This is a genomic window from Pseudomonas sp. RIT-PI-AD (genome assembly GCF_025642785.1).
Classification (GTDB): domain Bacteria; phylum Pseudomonadota; class Gammaproteobacteria; order Pseudomonadales; family Pseudomonadaceae; genus Pseudomonas_T.
The window spans coordinates 17,843-37,177 of the sequence record NZ_JANZKU010000022.1 but is presented as its reverse complement, the minus strand read 5'-3'; the positions used below and the strand labels follow the sequence as shown (position 1 = coordinate 37,177).

At 67.2% G+C, this 19,335-nt stretch carries 18 protein-coding genes; 8 read left to right on the top strand and 10 right to left on the bottom strand.

Annotation, left to right across the window (positions count from 1 at the left end; genetic code table 11):
• Window positions 1-35 precede the first annotated feature (35 nt).
• Together OGL92_RS17345 and OGL92_RS17340 are read left to right on the top strand one after the other, a co-directional pair.
• Complete coding sequence (locus OGL92_RS17345; RefSeq protein ID WP_263145912.1) at window positions 36-1,613, top strand: methyl-accepting chemotaxis protein; 1,578 nt, start codon at window positions 36-38, stop codon at window positions 1,611-1,613.
• 64 nt (window positions 1,614-1,677) lie between these two features.
• Window positions 1,678-2,199 carry an Mpo1-like protein gene (locus tag OGL92_RS17340; RefSeq protein ID WP_263145909.1) on the top strand — a complete coding sequence of 174 codons (522 nt, stop codon included), beginning with the start codon at window positions 1,678-1,680 and terminating at the stop codon, window positions 2,197-2,199.
• 1 nt (window position 2,200) lies between these two features.
• On the opposite strand, the gene OGL92_RS17335 is transcribed toward OGL92_RS17340, so the two are convergent.
• Window positions 2,201-2,962: a hypothetical protein gene (locus OGL92_RS17335; protein ID WP_263145907.1), complete on the bottom strand. Its 762-nt coding sequence runs from the start codon at window positions 2,960-2,962 to the stop codon at window positions 2,201-2,203.
• Between the two features lie 290 nt (window positions 2,963-3,252).
• On the opposite strand from OGL92_RS17335, the gene OGL92_RS17330 reads away from it, so the two are divergent.
• On the top strand, window positions 3,253-5,124 hold the full coding sequence (locus OGL92_RS17330) for a hypothetical protein (RefSeq protein WP_263145904.1): 1,872 nt from the start codon (window positions 3,253-3,255) through the stop codon (window positions 5,122-5,124).
• A gap of 43 nt (window positions 5,125-5,167) precedes the next feature.
• Here the strand turns inward: OGL92_RS17330 and OGL92_RS17325 are convergent, their stop codons facing one another.
• From OGL92_RS17325 to oscA, 5 genes are all read right to left on the bottom strand, one after another.
• The gene (locus OGL92_RS17325) at window positions 5,168-6,157 is read right to left on the bottom strand and encodes a sulfate ABC transporter ATP-binding protein (RefSeq protein WP_263145902.1); all 990 of its coding nucleotides are present in this window, start codon (window positions 6,155-6,157) and stop codon (window positions 5,168-5,170) included.
• Between the two features lie 2 nt (window positions 6,158-6,159).
• Entirely contained in the window at window positions 6,160-7,032 is an 873-nt protein-coding gene (gene cysW, locus OGL92_RS17320; RefSeq protein ID WP_263145900.1) for a sulfate ABC transporter permease subunit CysW, read from the bottom strand.
• A 10-nt stretch (window positions 7,033-7,042) separates the two neighbouring features.
• Window positions 7,043-7,861, bottom strand: a complete 819-nt coding sequence (gene cysT / locus OGL92_RS17315; RefSeq protein WP_263145898.1) for a sulfate ABC transporter permease subunit CysT — start codon at window positions 7,859-7,861, stop codon at window positions 7,043-7,045.
• Window positions 7,862-8,031: 170 nt separating this feature from the next.
• Window positions 8,032-9,030, bottom strand: coding sequence for a sulfate ABC transporter substrate-binding protein (locus OGL92_RS17310; RefSeq protein ID WP_263145895.1), 999 nt, complete (start codon window positions 9,028-9,030; stop codon window positions 8,032-8,034).
• Between the two features lie 90 nt (window positions 9,031-9,120).
• A complete protein-coding gene (oscA, locus tag OGL92_RS17305; protein WP_263145893.1) occupies window positions 9,121-9,303 on the bottom strand; it encodes a sulfur starvation response protein OscA in 183 nt (60 codons plus the stop codon).
• A 380-nt stretch (window positions 9,304-9,683) separates the two neighbouring features.
• On the opposite strand from oscA, the gene desA reads away from it, so the two are divergent.
• On the top strand, window positions 9,684-10,871 hold the full coding sequence (gene desA, locus OGL92_RS17300; protein WP_263145890.1) for a delta-9 fatty acid desaturase DesA: 1,188 nt from the start codon (window positions 9,684-9,686) through the stop codon (window positions 10,869-10,871).
• Between the two features lie 175 nt (window positions 10,872-11,046).
• On the opposite strand, the gene OGL92_RS17295 is transcribed toward desA, so the two are convergent.
• A complete protein-coding gene (locus OGL92_RS17295) occupies window positions 11,047-11,904 on the bottom strand; it encodes a LysR family transcriptional regulator (protein ID WP_263145887.1) in 858 nt (285 codons plus the stop codon).
• 253 nt (window positions 11,905-12,157) lie between these two features.
• Here OGL92_RS17295 and OGL92_RS17290 point away from each other — a divergent pair, with 253 nt between their 5' ends.
• A complete protein-coding gene (locus tag OGL92_RS17290; protein WP_263145884.1) occupies window positions 12,158-12,538 on the top strand; it encodes a tautomerase family protein in 381 nt (126 codons plus the stop codon).
• A gap of 346 nt (window positions 12,539-12,884) precedes the next feature.
• Here the strand turns inward: OGL92_RS17290 and OGL92_RS17285 are convergent, their stop codons facing one another.
• On the bottom strand, window positions 12,885-13,076 hold the full coding sequence (locus OGL92_RS17285) for a hypothetical protein (RefSeq protein WP_263145882.1): 192 nt from the start codon (window positions 13,074-13,076) through the stop codon (window positions 12,885-12,887).
• A 90-nt stretch (window positions 13,077-13,166) separates the two neighbouring features.
• Window positions 13,167-14,123, bottom strand: a complete 957-nt coding sequence (locus OGL92_RS17280) for a LysR family transcriptional regulator (RefSeq protein WP_263145879.1) — start codon at window positions 14,121-14,123, stop codon at window positions 13,167-13,169.
• A gap of 158 nt (window positions 14,124-14,281) precedes the next feature.
• On the opposite strand from OGL92_RS17280, the gene OGL92_RS17275 reads away from it, so the two are divergent.
• From OGL92_RS17275 to OGL92_RS17265, 3 genes are all read left to right on the top strand, one after another.
• A complete protein-coding gene (locus OGL92_RS17275) occupies window positions 14,282-15,343 on the top strand; it encodes an HlyD family secretion protein (RefSeq protein ID WP_263145877.1) in 1,062 nt (353 codons plus the stop codon).
• Window positions 15,343-16,374 carry a DUF2955 domain-containing protein gene (locus OGL92_RS17270; RefSeq protein WP_263145874.1) on the top strand — a complete coding sequence of 344 codons (1,032 nt, stop codon included), beginning with the start codon at window positions 15,343-15,345 and terminating at the stop codon, window positions 16,372-16,374. The genes OGL92_RS17275 and OGL92_RS17270 overlap by 1 nt, the downstream gene beginning before the upstream one ends.
• 63 nt (window positions 16,375-16,437) lie before the next feature.
• Window positions 16,438-17,406 carry a sensor domain-containing diguanylate cyclase gene (locus OGL92_RS17265; RefSeq protein ID WP_263145872.1) on the top strand — a complete coding sequence of 323 codons (969 nt, stop codon included), beginning with the start codon at window positions 16,438-16,440 and terminating at the stop codon, window positions 17,404-17,406.
• 150 nt (window positions 17,407-17,556) lie between these two features.
• On the opposite strand, the gene OGL92_RS17260 is transcribed toward OGL92_RS17265, so the two are convergent.
• Window positions 17,557-19,329 carry a M14 family metallopeptidase gene (locus tag OGL92_RS17260; RefSeq protein WP_263145868.1) on the bottom strand — a complete coding sequence of 591 codons (1,773 nt, stop codon included), beginning with the start codon at window positions 19,327-19,329 and terminating at the stop codon, window positions 17,557-17,559.
• Between the last annotated feature and the right edge of the window lie 6 nt (window positions 19,330-19,335).

Genomic DNA, 19,335 nt, shown 5'->3' with positions numbered 1-19,335 from the left:
CTCAGGGCTATCTTTCGATACGCGCGAGACCCCGAATGCGCCTTTCCTTCACCCGTTCCGCCGTCGCTCCCTGCCTCCAGGCGCTCGGCCTGATCGCGCTGCTGGGCGCCACTTGGTACTGGGCGCTGCCATTGCCCTGGCTGGCGCCGATTTACCTGCTGCTGGCGTTGTGGCCCTGGTTCGTGCCCGCGCGCGGCGCCGAGCCGGCGGCGCATGCGTCCGCGGCCGTTCCGACCAGCCAGGCGCTGACCGCGCGCCTGTCGCGCTCCACCAGCGCGACCGCGTTGTCCGCCGCCCAAGTGGCCTTCGCCGTGCGCCGGCTGACCGGCGAATTGCAGGCGCAGACCCAGGCGGTGGTGCAACTGAGCAGCGACGCCGAGGCGATGACCCACACCGAGGAGGACAGTGCCCAGCGCGCCGAGCAGACCCTGAACGCCGCCCATGGGGTACGCAGCCGCAGCCTCGACGGCCAGGGCGAGTTGCAGCGCGCCATCGAGCTGATGCAGCGCCTGAGCGCCCAGAGCGATGACAGCCGCGCGCTGATCGACGGCCTCAGCGCGCGCACCGAGCAGATCGAGCAGGTCACCGGGGTGATCCAGTCGATCGCCAGCCAGACCAACCTGCTGGCCTTGAACGCCGCCATCGAGGCGGCCCGCGCCGGCGAGCAGGGACGCGGCTTCGCGGTGGTCGCCGACGAGGTGCGCAGCCTGGCCGGGCGCACCGCCAGCGCCACCGGGGAAGTCGGCCAGATGATCGCCGACATCCGTACCCAGAGCGTCGCGGTGGTCAGCCATATCCAGCAGCAGAGCCGCGAGCTGGGCGAGGCGGCGCAGCAGATCGAGCAGACCGGCCAGTATTTGCAGGGTATCGCCGGCCTCGCCGGCGAAGTGGAGCACGAGGTGGCGCAGATCGCCGCAGGCACCGAGAGCAACCATCAGCGCCTGGCCAGCCTGTTCGAGGCGCTGGCGCGCCTGCGCGACGCGGTGCACGCCAGCGAAACCCAGACCCACCGCCTGGACGAAACCGCGGCGCACCTGGTGGGCCAGGCCGAGCGGGTCAGCGAGCAGCTCGCCTCGGTCGGCCTGGAGGATTATCACCAGCGCATCTACGACCTGGCGCGGGAGGGCGCGGCGGCCATCGCCGCCCGCTTCGAGGCGGACGTGGAGGCCGGGCGCATCGGCCTCGACGCCCTGTTCGACCGGCGCTACCAGCCGATCCCGAACACCTCGCCCTGCAAGTACCGCACGCAGTTCGACGGCTACACCGACCAGGTGCTGCCGGCGATCCAGGAGCCCCTGCTGAGCCGCCACGAAGGCCTGGTGTTCGCCATCGCCAGCACCCCGGAAGGCTACGTGCCGACCCATAACAACGCCTTCGCCCGGCCGCCCAGCGGCGATCCGGCGGTGGACATGCTGAAGAGCCGCAGCAAGCGCCTGTTCGACGACCGCACCGGCATCCGCTGCGGCAGCCACCAGCAGCCCCTGCTGCTGCAGACCTACATGCGCGACACCGGCGAGCTGATGCACGATCTCTCGGTGCCGATCTTCGTCAAGGGCCGGCATTGGGGCGGCCTGCGCCTGGGCTACCGGCCGGACGCGACGAGCGACGAATGAGGCGCGCCGGGCCGGGATCGCCCGATGCGCCGGCAGAGCCATCCCCCAGCCACGCGAGGCCGACATGAAGACCCTCACCGAGCACCTGGCGCAGTACGCCGCCTACCACCGCGACCGCCGCAACATCGCCAGCCATTTCGTCGGGGTGCCGCTGATCCTCTACGCGGTGGCGGCGCTGCTCTCGCGGCCTCAACTGGAGGGCTTCGGGATCGCCTGGTCGCCGGCCCTGATCGCGGGGCTGGCGCTGGCGGTGTTCTATTTCCGCCTGGACCTGCGCTTCGGCGCCGTCATGGCGGCGCTGCTCGCCCTGGCCCTGTGGGGCGGCGCGCGCCTGGCGGCCTGGGACACGGCGTCGTGGCTCGGGGTGGCGGCGGGGATGTTCGTGGTGGGCTGGATCGTCCAGTTCGTCGGCCATTACCACGAGGGCCGCAAGCCGGCCTTCGTCGACGATCTGGTCGGGCTGGCGGTCGGTCCGCTGTTCGTGGTGGCCGAGCTGGCGTTCCTGCTCGGCCTGCGCAAGGACCTGGCGCGCGCCGTTGAAGCCCTGGCCGGCCCCGTGCGCGGAGCCGGTGGGCGCACCGCCTGAGTCAGCGCCGGGTGGTGGCCAGCTCGGCGCCCTGGCTCAGCCACTGGGTGCTCAGCGAGCGGGCGTGGCGATCGACCGTGGTCGGCGCGAAGGGGCGTCCGGAGGCGCTGACCAAGGCCGTGGTCTGGCTGTTCATGTCGCTGAAGGCCGTCCTGAGGTAGTTCCAGCGCGTTTGCAGCTTGGCGCTCAGCGGATCGTTGCGCGCCTGGCGCTGGGCCATCTCCGCGTCGATGGCCGGCACCAGCTGGCGTTCGTCCTGGCCGATGTAGTTGTCGGTCTGTTCGCGGGCGGTCTCGAAGCTGCCGATGTAGGCACGGCTGAGGTACTGCACCGCCAGGTATTCGACCTGCACGGGCAACTCGTCTCCCGCCGGGCCATGGCTGGCGGCACGCGCCGCCACCAGGGTGTCGCGCAGCGCCTTGCCGAGCTCCTGTGGGTAGCGCCAGGGCATGTCGTCTTCCTTGTGGCCAAAGGAAACGCCGCGGCGCAGTTGGCTCACCAGGGTCTGTTCCTTTTGCCGCAGCTCGGCTCCGTCCGCGGCCAGGGCGTCCAGCGCCTGGTCGAGCGCGGCGATGTCGGCTTGCAGGCGGGCGGCATGGGCTTCCTGGAAGCCTTCGCCGCGGTAGAGCAGCAGGCTGCTGGTCGCCCGGCAGGCCTGGAGCTGCACGTGTTCCAGCGGGGTCAGTTCGGCGGCGGTGGCGGACAGGGCGGCCAGCCAGCCGAGCAGCAGGATAGGGATGTGACGGATCAGCGGATGAAACATGCGACGTGCTCCTTTGTTGTTTTTTTGAGCAATCGATGAGACGGGCGGTACGGGTCGAGCGAAGAGAGGCTACTACGGCGCGGCACCTGGCGCACCGACCGAAAGAATGATTTCGAATGACCTGCCCGATATGCTTCCATGCTGCCGCGGCATCGACGGAGGCATGCCTCCATCCGCCCGCATCGTCGTCAAAAACATCAGCGACCCATCGAGAAGAACGTGCCGCGGGGCATCGGCCGTTTTTCAGCGCCTGAGCGGCCGATCGGAACGAGTGGTAGAAGAGGGCAAACATGATCGTGTTGAAAACGCTGACGCTGTTCTTGTCGGTGCTGGGGTACATGGGGGGAATCTGCAGCTTCGGCCGGGTCCGGATCACGGCGGCGCCGGTGCTGGCGATGACTTTCATCGTCCTGCTGCTCTATGTCTTCGGTTGGTTCGGCCGGCTGTTCCCGGGCGCCGTGTTCGCCCTGGCGACCGGCATCGTTCTGGGCATCCTGGCGCTGATCCGCGAACGCGGGCGGCTGCGGGGCTATCTGGTGCCGCGCAACGCCTGTTACCTGCTCTACCTGGTGCCGTTCCTGCTGCTCTACCGCGCCATTCCCATGGACTTCCTGTTCACCGGCTGGGATGAGTTTTCCTTCTGGGCGCCCAGCGCCAAGCTGCTGTTCGAGACCGATGCGCTCTACCAGGCCGCCTCGCCGATCACCTTCAAGAACTATCCGCCCGCCCAGCAGTTGCTCCAGTACTACCTGACCAGCCTCACCCTCTGGTCGGAGCGCGGCGTGCTCTACGCCCAGGTGGTCTTCATGCTCTCGGCCATCCTGTGCGTGACCGGCAGCTTCAACGCGCGACGCCCGCTGTTCGGGGTGCTTTCCTTCTACGTCGCCTGTGCCTTCATCTACTTCTTCTACTACGACTTCGGGCACATCTTCGCCGACCAGTTGCTCTCGGTTTATTTCGCCGCGGCCCTGGCCCTCGCCCTGACGTTGTCCAACCGCTACCGCCATCTGTTGTTCCTGCCGGCGGTGCTGGCCGTGCTGGTGCTGACCAAGCAGGTGGGCCTGCTGTTGGCGCTGGTGGTGCTCGGGTGCTATGTGCTGGCGCGGGGCTTCGAGGGGCTCGCCGTTACCGGCGACTGGCGGACGCGGGCCAGGGCCCAACTGCCCTGGCTGCTGACGGCTGTGGTCGGGCTCGTCGCGCTGTTCGCGGCCTACCGGTCGTGGACGAGCTACGTGGCTTCGATCAACGTGGCGCAGAACCTCGCCATTCCGCCCCTGGAGACGTTCTTCCAGGAGCCGATGCTGAAACGCCTGGGGGCGACCCTGCTCGAGTTCCTGGTGCGGCTGCACATCCCGAACTTCATGGTGTTCGCGAAAAACCCCGTGTCCGGGTCGCTGTCGCTCTACGGGATGACCCTGGGCCTGCTGGCCGCCAGCCTGGTGCTGATCGCGATTCAACGGCGCGGACAACGGGCGAAGACCGCCGCCGTGCTGGCCTTCCTGTTCCTCTGTGCCCTGGGTTACGTGGCGTTCCTGTTGCTCAGCTACCTGCTGTTCTTCACCGAGTACGAGGGGCTGCAACTGGCGTCCTTCGAACGCTATGCGGCCAGCTACTACCTGGCCTGGCTGCTGGTGCTCTATGGCCTGCTCTGCGGCCGCGTCGACGCCAGCGCCAAGCGCTCCCTCGCCGTGGCGGTGGCGCTGGCGTCCTGCGTGACCTTCTACTTCGTACCGGCGAACTTCTACGACAACCTGCGCGGCATGCACGCGGACCCGGTCCTGCTGCAAAAGCGGCAGAAGGTCGACGAGTTGGTCGCGGTGCTGAAGAAGCACATGAGCGGCTACGACATGGCGTACTTCATCTCCCAGCAGTCGACGGGCTACGAGAAGTACGCGTTCAACTACGCGATCCAGCCGTTCCACTCGATGTGGTGGTGCTGGTCGGTGGGCGCGCTCTACGACGAGAAGGACGTCTGGACCTGCACCGACCCGCTGGAAAAGCTGTTGGCGGGCTATGCCTACGTGGCGATTTTCCACGCCGATGCGCGCTTCTGGGAGGACAACGGGCACTTGTTCGACCCCGGAGTGCGCGGCCGCGAGTCGGGGGTGTTCCGCATCGACAGCCAGGACGGCAAGGTCGTGCACCTCACCGAGGTGCAGTGATCCGGCACCCGGCCCGTCGTGGCGCGGCGGGCCGGGCGTCGCCTCAGCCGTGGAGCACCGGCTGCAGGGCCTTGGGCTTGAAGTAGAGCACTTCGCCACGGGCCAGGCCCGCCAGGCTGTCGTGGTCCTTCACCACTTCGGCCTCGATCAGCTCGTCCTGGCTGTCGACCTTCAGGGTCACCCGGGTGATGGCGCCGAGCGGACGGATGTCGCGGACTTCCGCCGCCCGGTGGCCTTCCACCGCCTCGCGGGACAGCGAGACCTCGTGGGGACGGAACAGCACGTGTTCTTCGCCGCCGAGGTGCAGGCGGTTGGAGTCGCCGAGGAAGTGGTAGACGAAGTCGCTGGCCGGGTTCTCGTAGACCTCGCCCGGCGAACCGATCTGCTCGATCACCCCCTTGTTCATCACCACGATGCGGTCCGCCACTTCCATGGCCTCCTCCTGGTCGTGGGTGACGAACACCGAGGTCAGGTTGATGTCCTCGTGCAGACGTGCCAGCCAGCGGCGCAGCTCCTTGCGGACCTTGGCGTCGAGGGCGCCGAAGGGTTCGTCGAGCAGCAGCACCTTGGGCTCCACCGCCAGGGCGCGGGCCAGGGCGATGCGCTGGCGCTGGCCGCCGGACAGTTGCTCCGGGTAGCGGTCGGAGAGCCAGTCGAGCTGCACCATGTTCAGCAGCTCGTGGACCTTCTCGGCGATCCGCCCCTCGTCGGGACGCTCGCCCTTGGGCTTCATGCGCAGGCCGAAGGCGACGTTGTCGAACACCGTCATGTGGCGGAACAGCGCGTAGTGCTGGAAGACGAAGCCGACGTTGCGGTCGCGCACGTCGTGGCCGGACACGTCCTCGCCGTGGAACACGATGTTGCCCTGGTCGGGGGTCTCCAGACCGGCGATGATCCGCAACAGGGTGGTCTTGCCGCAGCCCGAGGGGCCGAGCAGGGCGACCAGTTCGCCACTCTGGATGTCCAGGTTGATCTGGTTCAGCGCCTTGAAGGCATTGAAGTTCTTGCTGACGTTACGGATTTCGATGGACATGGCTATTCCTCCGCGTCGTTGTGACGTAGGCGGGAAAGACGGGATTCGCTCCACTGCTTGAGCAGCAGGATGACCAGCGCCAGCACCAGCAGCAGGCTGGCGACGCTGAACGCGGCGACGTGGTTGTATTCGTTGTAGAGGATCTCGACGTGCAGCGGCAGGGTGTTGGTGACGCCGCGGATGTGCCCGGAGACCACCGACACCGCGCCGAACTCGCCCATGGCGCGGGCGGTGCAGAGCACCACGCCGTAGATCAGGCCCCATTTGATGTTCGGCAGGGTCACGTGCCAGAACATCTGCCAGCCGTTGGCGCCCAGCAGCCGCGCGGCTTCCTCTTCCTGGGTGCCCTGTTCCTGCATCAGCGGGATCAGCTCGCGGGCTACGAAGGGCACGGTGACGAAGATCGTCGCCAGGACGATGCCGGGCACGGCGAAGACGATCTGGATGTCGCGGTCCTGCAACCATTCGCCGAAGTAGCCCTGGGCGCCGAACAGCAGCACGTAGATCAGGCCGGCGATCACCGGCGAGACCGAGAAGGGCAGGTCGATCAGGGTGACCAGGATGCTCTTGCCGCGGAACTCGAACTTGCTCACGCACCAGGCGGCGGCGACGCCGAACACCAGGTTCAGCGGCACCGAGATGAGCACGGCGAACACCGTCAGCTTCAGGGCGGAGAGGGCATCCGCCTCGAAGATGGCGGCGAAGAAGGTACCCAGGCCCTGTTTCAACGCCTCGCTGAGGACGATGTAGAGCGGCAGCAGGAGGAACAGCGCGAAGGCCAGCCAGGCGGCCAGGATCAGTGCGCGACGGGCCCAGGGGCTGCCGCGCCGGGCGGCGTTGGCGGAAGCGGCGGCGGTTAGCGTGGCGGATGACATGGCGCGCTCCTCAGGGGGTTTCGATGCGCCGCTGCAGCAGGTTGATCAGCAGCAGCAGGACGAAGGAAACCACCAGCATCAGCACGCCGATGGCGGTGGCGCCGGTGTAGTCGTATTGGTCCAGCTTGACCATGATCAGCAGCGGCAGGATCTCGGTCTTCATCGGCATGTTGCCGGCGATGAAGATCACCGAGCCGTATTCGCCGACGCCGCGGGCGAAGGCCAGCGCGAAACCGGTCAGCCAGGCGGGCAGCAGCGCCGGTAGGAGAATGTAGCGGAACACCTGCAGGGGCTTGGCGCCCAGGCAGGCGGCGGCCTCTTCCACTTCGCGCGGGATGTCCGCCAGCACCGGTTGCACGGTGCGGGCGACGAACGGCAGGGTGACGAAGGTCAGCGCCAGGGTGATGCCGAACGGCGTGTAGGCGATCTTCAGGCCGAGCGCGGTGGCGAACTGGCCGACCAGTCCGGCCGGCGCGTAGAGCGCGGTGAGGGCGATGCCGGCGACGGCGGTGGGCAGGGCGAAGGGCAGGTCGACCATGGCGTCGATGACCTTGCGCCCGGGGAATTCGTAGCGCACCAGCACCCAGGCCAGCAGCGTGCCGATGATCCCGTTGAGCACGGCGGCGGCGAAGGCGGTGCCGAAGCTCAGCTTGAGCGCGGCGAGCACCCGGGGTGCGCTGATGATGGCCCAGAACTGGTCCCAGGTGAGCAAGGTGGTCTTGAGGAACATGGCACCCAGGGGAATCAGAACCAACAGGCTGAGATACACCAGGGTGTAACCCAGAGTCAGCCCGAAGCCGGGTATGACCGGGGAGATACGTCGAGACATCGTCCGTCCTTAATGCGTGCGTTGGAACGCTGGGTGTCCCTCTCCTGCGGGCTGGGACACGCCCGCGCCGACCGCCGTCGGGGAGCGCCCGATACGGCGAGGCCCGGCGCTGGCCGGGCCTGGTCCCTCGCCCCCGGGGAGAGGGGTGGGCGAGGGCATGACGGTGAAGCTTATTGTGCCTGGTAGATCTGGTCGAAAATGCCGCCGTCGTTGAAGAACTTCGGTTGGGCCTCCTTCCAGCCGTTGAAGTCCTTGTCCACGGTGACCAGCTCCAGTTTGGGGAACTGCTGGGCGAACTCGGCGGCGACTTTTTCGTTACGCGGCCGGTAGAAGTTCTTCGCGGCGATGCGCTGGCCTTCCTCGCTGTACAGGTACTGCAGGTAGGCTTCGGCGACCTTGCGGGTGCCCTTCTTGTCGACGTTCTTGTCCACCACCGACACCGGCGGCTCGGCGAGGATCGACAACGACGGCGCGACGATCTCGAAGTTCTCGCCGCCCTGTTCCTTGAGTGCCAGGAAAGCTTCGTTCTCCCAGGCCACCAGCACGTCGCCGATGTTGTTGTTGACGAAGGTGATGGTCGAGCCGCGGGCACCGGTATCCAGCACCGGCACGTGCTTGTACAGCGCCTGTACGTAGTCCTGCGCCTTGGCGTCGCTGCCGTAAGTCTTCTTCGCCCAGGCCCAGGCGGCGAGGAAGTTCCAGCGCGCGCCGCCCGAGGTTTTCGGGTTCGGGGTGATCACCTCGACGCCGTCGCGGGTCAGGTCGTTCCAGTCCTTGATGCCCTTGGGGTTGCCCTTGCGCACCAGGAACACGATGGTCGAGGTGTAGGGAGTGCTGTTGTCCGGCAGGCGGGCCTGCCAGTTCTCCGGGATCAGCTTGCCGAGCTTCTGCAATTCGTCGATGTCGCCGGCCAGGGCCAAGGTCACCACGTCCGCCTTGAGCCCGTCGATCACCGCGCGGGCCTGCTTGCCGGAGCCGCCGTGGGACTGCTGGACCTTGAGGTCGTCGCCGCCTTCGGCCTTCCAGTGCTTGATGAACGCGGCGTTGTATTCCTGGTACAGCTCGCGGGTGGGATCGTAGGAGACGTTGAGGATCTCCGTGGCGGCGAAGGCCTGGCCGGCGAACAAGGCTCCGACCAGGGCGGTCAGAGCGAAACGGCGAATGGACATGGATTACTGCTCCTGGGCATTCCGGTTGCCGGTGTACCGGCGTGTAGGCAAGGGGCCGGCGCCTCGTGGAGGGCGCGGCCGGGATCTCGATCAGGCGCTCTTGTTGGCGGGCGCTTGCAGGCGGAATTTCTCTTTGCGTTCGATCTGTACCACCTGACCGTTGTGCACGGTGATTTCGACCGCGCCGAAGCGCAGGCCCTGCAGGGCGCTCTGGATTTCACGCAGGATGCCAGCTTCGTCCTGGCCCTCGACGCTACGAAGTGTTGCGCTCATATAGGTGCTCCTCGTCTGGATTGCCGGCATGTCGCCCTGCGGGCGCTCGCGTGGCGTTGGACGCATCTTAGGCAGGACGAATTATTCTTAAAAATACTATTTAAGAATTTTTATATAACTGAACTTCTAAAACGACTTCGTTCGATAAGGCTTTTCGCCGGGAGGCCGATAACCCACCCGAGGCGTGCCCGTCCCGGCACGGCGACCGGGCCCTCTGGGCCCGGGGCGGCAAGCGATCGGCCCAGGGAAACGAGGAGACACATTTCCACCGGCTTCCTATCTAAAAGACGGTCTGGTTTTCCACCCACCCTCGGTGATAATGGACCCCTTACGCGTGTCGACCACCGCGTCATCCCCTTCGCAGCGAGGCAACACCCTCCATGTGGTACAACGGTTTGCTCGATCCGTCCGCCTGGCAACTGGTGGCGATCATCCTGGTGATCACCCACGTCACCATCGTCGGCGTCACGGTGTACCTGCATCGCTTCTCGGCGCACCGCGCCCTCGAGCTGCACCCGGCGCTCCAGCACTTCTTCCGCTTCTGGCTGTGGCTGACCACCGCCATGAACACCCGCGAGTGGACCGCGATCCATCGCAAGCACCACGCCAAGTGTGAAACCGCCGACGACCCCCACAGCCCGGTGTACAAGGGGCTTGGTACCGTGCTGCGCAAGGGCGCGGAGCTGTACCGCGCCGAGGCGGAGAACGAAGAAACCCTGCGCATCTACGGCAAGAACTGCCCGACCGACTGGCTGGAGCGCAACCTCTACAGCCGCTACCCCACCGGCGGCATCCTGTTGATGGCGATCATCGACCTGGCCCTGTTCGGGGTCCTGGGCATGACCGTCTGGGCGATCCAGATGATGTGGATTCCGCTGTGGGCCGCCGGCGTCATCAACGGGCTCGGCCACGCCATCGGCTACCGCAACTTCGAGTGCCGCGACGCCGCCACCAACCTGGTGCCCTGGGGCATCCTGATCGGCGGGGAAGAGCTGCACAACAATCACCACACCTACCCGAACTCGGCCAAGTTGTCGGTGAAGAAGTGGGAGTTCGACCTGGGCTGGGCCTGGATCAAACTGTTCTGCCTGTTCCGCCTGGCCAAGGTGCAACGGGTCGCGCCCATCGCCCATCGCGTGGAAGGCAAGGGCAGCCTGGACATGGACACCGCCATGGCGATCCTCAACAACCGCTTCCAGATCATGGCGCAGTACCGCAAGCTGGTGATCGCGCCCCTGGTGAAGCAGGAAGTGTCCAAGGCCGACGCCTCGGTGCGCCACCTCTACCATCGGGCCAAGCGCCTGCTGTCGCGGGAAACCAGCCTGCTGGAGGATCGCCACCACGCGCGCATCCAGGACCTCCTGGCCCAGAGCCAGGCGCTCAAGGTGATCTACGAGAAGCGCCTGGCGTTGCAGCAGATCTGGGCGAAGACCAGCAGCAACGGCCACGACATGCTCGCGGCGATCAAGGAGTGGGTGCAGGAAGCCGAGGCCAGCGGCATCCAGTCGTTGCGCGAGTTCGCCGAACAGCTCAAGACCTACTCGCTGCGTCCGGCGGCCGCCGCCTGAGACAGGCGCGTTCGACCGAAAAGCCGGCGCGATGCCGGCTTTTTCATGCCTGGGAGCGGGCGCGGCGCTCATCCAATCAACGCTTCCGCCGCAGCGTGCAGGCCGCGAGTATTTCGCGGGGCCAGGGGGCTTGCGGAGCGGCCTTGGCCATCCGGTGAGCCCGTGAAGCGATCCGCTACCCCCTCACCGCACTCCGGAAGGCCGCCGAAAGCGCGTCAAGCGCGTCGCGGGGCCTGCCGTCCCTGACCCTCGTGTGGAGCAGGACCGGCAAGCGCGGCAAATCGGGAAGACCCAGGCGGTTACCCACGTCCACCGCCCCGAACGGCAGCATGCGCGGCGCCAGGGCGGCGACCCCCAGCCCGGCCATGACGGCCGCGGAAACCGCCGCCACACCGCCGCCGACGAAGATTTCTTCCCACGGCACGTCCGCGGCATCGAGGAGCCTCCCGGCCATCACGCGCACGCCACAGGGCTCCGCCAACGTGGCGAGCGGCAGGGGTTCATCCGGGCGGTGTTGCCAGCCTGGCCCGGCGAACCAGCCGAACCTTTCTTCGGCCAGCATCTGCCCGTCATTGCGGCCGGCGTGCAGGCGCACGATCACCGTATCCAGCTCACGCCGGTCGAAACACTGCAGCAGGTCGGCCGAGGACCCGATCCGGATCTCGATCAGCAGCTCGGGATCCTGGGCATTCATGCGCGCGATCAGGGTGGGAAGCTCCGGCCCGGCGACGTGATCGCTGATGCCGATGGTGAGGCGCTGCCTTACCCCGGCGAGCGCATGGAGGGCGCGATCATGGACGTCCAGAAGCTCGCGGGCATGCTCGAGAAAGGCCGCGCCTCTCCCGGAGAGTTGCACGTGCCGGGGTGTCCGCTCGAGCAGGCGAAAGCCAAGCCGTTCCTCGAGCCGTTTCAGCTTCAGGCTGACCGCCGCTTGCGTCGTGCCCATGGTTTCAGCGGCGAGGGTGAAGCTTCCCAGCTCGGCGGTACGCACGAACGTCAGCACCGCGTCCAGATCCAGGGGGCGTCCAGTCATTATCGATAGTTATCGCTGATATAAGTGTCCATAAAATAGCAAAATAAATAACCTCCAGTCAGGGTCATCGGCACGGCCACCGTTTGCCTGGCGGCGGTGGGTGCGCCGACTTCGCAGGCGCGGACGCACATGCTGTGAGCGGGCCCGATTCGATCCGAATGGCCGCGTTTCGCCGCCGCTCCGCCCGCGCAATCGAGCGGGCAGGCGCGCGCGAAGCGGCGGCAGACCCTCAGACCTCTGGAGGAGCATCACCATGCCACTCGTTCACATCTCACTGCGTGCCGGAAAGCCGGACTCTCACCGCCAAGCGATTTTCGACGGCGTCTATCAGGCCCTGCGCGAGACCTTCAACGTGCCCGAAGACGACCAGTTCATGGCCATCACCGAGCATGACGCGGCGAACTTCCGTTACGGCGCGGCTTATCTCGACGTCGCCCGTAGCGACGACCTGGTATTCATCCAGATCACCGCGAGCGACACCCGTACCCCGGCGCAGAAAAAAGCCCTGTTCCGGCGGATTGCAGAAGGGTTGGGCGAACGTCCCGGCGTGCGGCCGGAAGATGTATTCGTGAGCCTCATCGAGGTCGCGAAGGAAAACTGGTCGCTCGGCCATGGCCTCGCGCAATACGCCTGAGCTGCCGATGCGCACCCTGGCAGGGCCGCCGTCGAAGTCGGTCCGGGTCTGGGTCGAAGGCCGAAGGCGACCCCGCCGCGAAGCGGATTCGGCCCGCGCAGTGACGGTGACGCTGTGCGACGGATGAAGCCCGCCGCCGCTTCGATCCTCTGCCGCCGCGCTCGGTCGTCCTACGCGGGCTGGCGGCGGCGTCCCGAGGGCCCTGGCGCGCGCGGTTCGGGGCTTGGGGCGATCCGCGGAAGCGGGTCGGGGGCCGGACGAAATAAAAAAGGCCGCGGGGTAGCGGCCTGAAAAGACGTCGATAAGGAGCAATCGGGTATCAACGTCAGGAGGAAAGCGCCGGGACTCAGCTGTCCTGGTGGGTCTGCTCGTGGACGCTATGGGTGGCGAGCGTTTCGGCCTGGGCGACCTGCGCGGGGCTGTTCTGCATGGCGAGGGTATGTTCGACGAAGGACGGCGATTCTTCAGCCTGGCTCAGGGAGGCGAACAGCAGGGTGGAAGCGGTTAGCAGGGCAGTGGCAAGCAATGAGGTTTTCATGATCGATCCTCTGACGGAACGTTTTTGGAACAGGAGTCCATCGTATTCCGCTGCCGTCCGAGGAAAAACGCCCATTTCCGGGAATGACTGTTACTCGTTGTGCAACAATTGCGGGTTAGCCCAGTGTTCCGGCGCTTCCAGCACGCGCTCGTCCTCGGCGAACGCCAGAGGCAGCTCGGCGCGCAGGAAGTCCACCCAGGTCTTGATCTTCGCGTCGAGGAACAGCCGGGACGGATAGAGGGCATAGATGCCGCGCTCCTGCAGGCGATGCTGGGGCAGCACGCGCAGCAACCGGCCCTCCCGCAGGGGCTGCGCGGCGACAAAGAACGGCAGCAGGCAGATGCCCATCCCGGCCTGGGCGGCCTTGGCCAGGGACTCGGCGACGTTCACCTGAAAGGTCTGCCCGGGCAGGATGCTGTGTTCGCCGTCGGCGTCGCGGAATACCCAGGTGTCCGCGTAGATGGGGTCGAGCAGGCGCAGGCAGCGATGCCGGTGCAGGTCGTCCGGACGCTGGGGCACCCCGTGCCGCCGCAGGTAGTCGGCAGAGGCGCAGACCACGCTGTACAACTGTCCCAGGGGTTGCGCCACCAGTTGCGAGTCCGGCAGTTCGCGGGCGAAGGTGATCACCACGTCCTGGCCTTCCTCCAGCGGGTCCGGATTGCGCTGCGACAGGGTCAGCTCGATCACTACCTGCGGGTAGCGCTCGCAATAGCGCGCGATCAGCGGCGTGATGTGCAGGCCCAGCCCGGTCAGGCTGTGCAGGCGCAGCCGGCCGCTGGGGGTCAGGTGAGCGCCGCGGGCTTCCGCGCTGGCCTCGTCGACCTGGGTGAGGATCTGCCGGCAGCGTTGCAGGTAGCGCTCGCCCGCTTCGGTCAGCGCCAGGCGGCGAGTGGTGCGGTGCATCAGGCGCGCCTGCAACTGCTGTTCCAGCTCGGAGACCAGCCGCGAGACTTGCGCGGTGGAGAGGTCCAGGGACTGCGCCGCCGCGGTGAAACTGCCCGTCTCGATCACCCGTACCCAGACCCGCATGCCTTGCAAAGTGTCCATTGTTGCCTCTCGCGTAAAGCTGATTCTCGGTCTGGGCGGATTATCCCTCGAATCGCCCTGAATATACTGGCCGCCCTGAGCTGTCGGCGGCTGCGCGTCTGCGTGGCCGTCGTTCGGGCCCCGCGTCGGCCCTTTCCGTATCCGTCACCGAGGTAGTCATGACTCCGGATCAACGATTTGCCCGCCGGGTTCAAATCGCTATCGCGGCCTTCATCCTGTTGTTCGCCTATTTTCTCGTCGCCGACCTGCGGATGCCGATCACCCCACAAGCCCAGTTGACCCGACCGGTGCTGCGCCTCGCCCCGCGGGTCAGCGGCCAGGTGGTCGAGGTGGCGGTGGCCAACAACCACGCAGTCCAGGCCGGCCAAGTGGTGTTCCGGCTCGACCCGCAACCCTTTCGCCTGGCCGTCGAGGCGGCGGAGCTGGCCCTGGAGCAGGCGGTGCAGGACAACGCCGGGCTGGACGCGGCGCTCGCCGCGGCCCAGGCCGAGCAGGCGGCGGCGCGCGCCTCCGCCACCGAGCTGGGCCAGGAGGCCAGCCGCCTGCGCCAGCTGATGGCCAGCCAGCACGTCTCCCGCCAGCTCTACGAGCAGACCGAGGCGCAGCGCCTGGCTGCCGACGCCAAGGTGCGCGCGAGCGCCGCACGCGCGCGCGAGTTGAGCGTGCAGCGCGGCGCCCCCGGCGAGGCCAACCTGCACCTGCGCCGCGCGCGCAACGACCTGGAGCGCGCCCGCCTCGACCTGTACTACAGCGAGGTGCGTGCCGAGCGTGCCGGCACGTTGAGCAACCTGCAACTGTCCAGCGGCGCCTTCGTCTCCGCCGGTACCCCGGTGGCGGCCCTGGTGGCCGAGGACGCCGATATCAGCGCCGATTTCCGCGAGAAGACCCTGCGCTACGTCAGCCTGGGGGACGAGGCCGCGGTGGTCTTCGACGGCTGGCCTGGCCAGGTCTTCGCCGCCCGCGTGAGCGCCCTCGACGCCGGGGTGAAGGAGGGCCAGCTCGAGGCCAACGGCGACCTCGCCGCCCCGGCGGTTTCCGACCGCTGGGTCCGCGATGCGCAGCGCCAGCGGCTGCACGTGCGCCTGCTCGACCCGCTGCCCCAGGCGCTGCCCAGCGGCGCCAAGGCGACCGTCCAGCTGTATCCGCGGGACTCGTCCCTGGCAGCCTTCTGCGGTCGCTTGCAGATCGGCTTCATCAGCCTGCTGCACTACATCTACTGATGGCCCGCCAGGCGGCGATGGACGGCAATGACCTGCGCCAGTGCCTGCGCCTCGCCGGCGGCGGCACCCTGGGCCTGTTCGTCTGCAAGCTGATGGCCTGGGACAATGGCGCGTTCTTCTGCGTCTACCCCATGTTGCTGCTGGGCCTGACGCCGCGCCTGGATGCCCACGCGGTGCGGCAGTTCCTCGCCCAGGCGGTGGTGGTCAGCCTGGAGGTGCTGGTCCTCCAGGGGCTGTTCGGCGATCGGCCGCTGCTGATGCTGCCCCTGGTGTTCGGCCTGTTCTACCACCGCTTCGCGCTGATGGCCCGGGGGCCGCTGTTCCTCTATGGCGCATTGGGCAGCGTGTTCCTGTCCATGCAGCTGCATTTCGCCAGCTACCCCGATACGCCGCTCTATGACCTGATCGCCAGCAACCTGGTGGCGGCCGCCCTGACGGTGCTGATCGCCTGGTTGATGTTCTACCTGTTTCCCGACGTCGCGCCCCGGCCCCCGCGGGTCCCGACGCCGAAGGACGCGCCGAGCCGGCGCCACGAGGCCTGGCTGGGGGCGATCGTCGCCACCCTGTCGTTCGCCGTGTTCCAGAGTTTCGACCTGCGCGATTCGTTGTCGGCGCAGGTGGCCTCGATCCTGGTGCTGTTCCCCATGCACTGGCACGGCATCCGTTTCGCCGGGCGCATCCGCGCCCTCGGCACGCTGCTCGGTTGCCTGGTGGGTCTGACCCTGCAGCTGGTGCTCTACGACCACTACGACCTGTTGCCGCTGGTGACCCTGGCGTACTGGATCGCGGCGTTCTACTGCGCGCGGGTGCACGTGCTGGAGCGCGGCGTGCCGGGGATCGGCTTCGGCGCCCTGACCACCCTGGCGATCCTCTTCGGCCAGTACCTGACTCCGCGCCACGACCTGTTCTTCAGCATCGCCTACCGCCTCGCCTCGGTGTGCGCGGCCGTATACATCACATTGCTCGCGGTGTTCCTCATTCACCGCACGCTCAATCGTTTTTCTGCCACCCGTCACATCAGCCACAGCTGATCGTCGTCAGCGTCGGCGCGCCCGCATAAGCTGTGGCTTCATCCCCCGCAGAGTTGTTTTTCGATGGAATCCGATCAGGCGCCGAGCGAGCTGGAGCAACTGACCCTCGCGCTGCTGCACAGCCGCGGCGAAGTGGAGCGCCTGCGCGAGCGCGAACAGCTGATCAGCACGCTGCTGGGCAGCGTCAACGCGGTGCTTTGGGCCTTCGACTGGGACAGCCAGCAGATCATCTACGTCAGCCCGGCCTACGAGCAGGTGTTCGGCCGCTCCGCCGCCCTGCTGCTGGCCGATTACAACGAGTGGCGCAACAGCATCTACCCGGACGACATGGAGTACGCCGCCCAGAGCCTCGCCGATGTGTTCGCCAAGGGCGCGATGGAAACCCGCGAGTACCGCATCATTCGCGCCGACGGGCAGATCCGCTGGCTCAGCGACAAGTGCTTCGTCAGCCAGTACGGCGAGGCCGACCGCCCGCTGATCGTGGTCGGCATCGCCGAGGACATCACCGAGAAGAAGCGCCTGGAAGGCGAGCTGCACCGCTTGGCGACCGTCGACGTGCTGACCCAGAGCAGCAACCGCCGGCATTTCTTCGAATGCGCCGAGCGCGAGTTCGACCTCGCCCGGCAGAACGGCACGCCGCTGGCGTTCCTGCTGCTGGACGTGGATGACTTCAAGAAGATCAACGACACCTTCGGCCACCAGGTCGGCGACCAGGTGTTGCAACGCATCGCCCAGTGCGGCGCCTCCGCGCTGCGCCGCGCCGACCAGTTCGGGCGTATCGGCGGCGAGGAATTCGCGGCGGTGCTGCCCGGTTGCGACGCGCAACAGGCCCGGCAGATCGCCGAGCGCCTGCAACGGGAGGTGCAGCGCCAGGCCTTCAGCGTCGAGGGCAAGCAATTCAGCGTGACCATCAGCCAGGGCCTGACCGGCATGCGGCCGGGCGACAAGGACCTGGATGCCCTCTACAGCCGCGCCGACGCCGGCATGTACACGGCCAAGCGACAGGGCAAGAACCAAGTGGTCGATGCCTGAGTCGCCCGCTGCGGCGACGCCTGTTCCCTGACCCGACGCGTGGGCGCTCCCGCACCGGCCTGAACGGCGCGGCAGGCGGGCGCGACGGCGTTTTTAGGGTTTTCGAAGCGGACCGGCTGCCGGCGGCCGAAGCCGCCGGTAGCCGGGTACTCAGAGGCTGCTCGGGCGGCTGCCCGCGGCGCTGTCGATCACCAGGAAGGTCGCGCTGACCGCGCCCCAGGTGCCCTTGGCGTCGCGGCTGCGCACGTAGACCAGGTGCTTGCCGTTGGCCAGGCCGGCGGTGGCGAGGGTGCCGGTCAGGCTTTCGGTCTTGGCGTTGAAGCTGCCGTCGCTGGCCAGCAGGGCGATAGGCGTGGCGCCGGATTCCCAGGGCGCCTTGTCGATGTAGTACTCGGCGGCGGCGATGTTCTGGGTGGCCTCGGTGCCGTTGCTGTTGTTGTAGCGGCTGTCCGTGGCATTGGCCTTGAGGGTGACCGCGGTGCCCGGCGCGACCCCGGTGGTGGCGGCCCTGCCGGCCAGGCCCAGGCTGGTGATGTCCGGCCCGCCGGGGGTGACGTAGGGCGTGCGCACCACCTTCGCCGCGTAGATCAGCGCCGGCAGGTTGCCCTGCTTCACCGCGCTGTCGTAGCTGGAGCAGCTCTGGAAGAACTGGGTGCCCAGCTCGATGGTGTAGGCCGCCACGCCCAGTTCGCCATAGCTGACGCCGTCGCTGGTGCCGTCGGTGGGATAGAGACCGACCGATTGCTGCGGGGTGTAGCCGTTGAAGAAGGCGAACTTGCGTCCGAGGGTCTGCAGCGCGGCGGCGTTGGGCGCCGGCTGGCTGGTATCGCCCCAGGGCCAGAGCACCAGTTGGCTGTAGCTGTGGATGTCCAGGTGGATGCCACTGGTGTCGGTCGGCGCGGCGTCGCCGCGATTGGGCCCGCGGCGATCCGGCCAGAGGCTCCGCGCGTACCGTTCCACCGCCTGCACTTCCGGCTCGGAGCCGGCGCTGCGGCCGCGGTAGGTCTCGTTGCAGGTATTGCCGCTGGAGCCCTGGCCGTTGGTGACGTTCCAGCCGAAGGTGAAGTTGCGGTTCAGGTCCGCGCCCCGGCTGTTGCTGTTGGCGCCGCAGTACGCCTGGTTGGTGTTCTTGCGCCAGGACAGCCCGGTTTCGGCTTTCTTGCGGCCATCCGGGTTGGTCTGCAGCATCAGGTGGACCTCGTGGTGGTCGAGGATCCAGGTGGCGTCGGCATCGGTGCCGTAGCCGTCCACCAGCCAGCGGGCGAAGTCCAGGGTCAGCGGCGCGGTGGCGTACTCGCGGGCGTGGATGGCGCTGTTGACGAAGAGTTTGGGCTTGTTGCCGCCGATGGCCTTGTTGGTCAGCTTCAGCACGCGCATGTCGTAGCCGCCCAGCCCCTGGGTCTTCTGCCACGAGTCGCCCACGTCGATCCATTCGGCCAGGTTGGGCTTTTGGGTGGCCAGGCTCTGGGCGATGGCGAAGGTCTCTTCCACGGTGGGGTAGCAGCTGTAGCCCGGGATGCCGGCGACCGCGACGTTCTCCACCAGGCGCGAGGCCTTCGGCTTCTGGCCACCGAGGGCGCGGTCCTGGGCGGCGCTGAGGGCCTTGTTGCGCTTCTCGATGAAGGCGTTGTCGCGCTCGAAGGTGAAGCCGAAGGTCCTGAGTTTTTCCATGTCCTCCGGGCTCAGCTCCATCACCAGGTAGCCCTCCGGATAATGGGACTCCAGCAATTGCGCGTGGAAGCTGATGGCCGCCTTGCGCGCCAGCTCGAGCGTGGGGAAATGGGTCTTGTAGATGCCGATGTCGGCTTTTTCCTGTTCCAGCAGCAGGACGTTTTCCTGGGAATCGTCCTGCGCGTGCAGGCCGGGGCTGAGCAGGGACACGGCCAGGGCAGCCACCGGTAGGAGGGACGGGGTACGTTTCACGTTCGG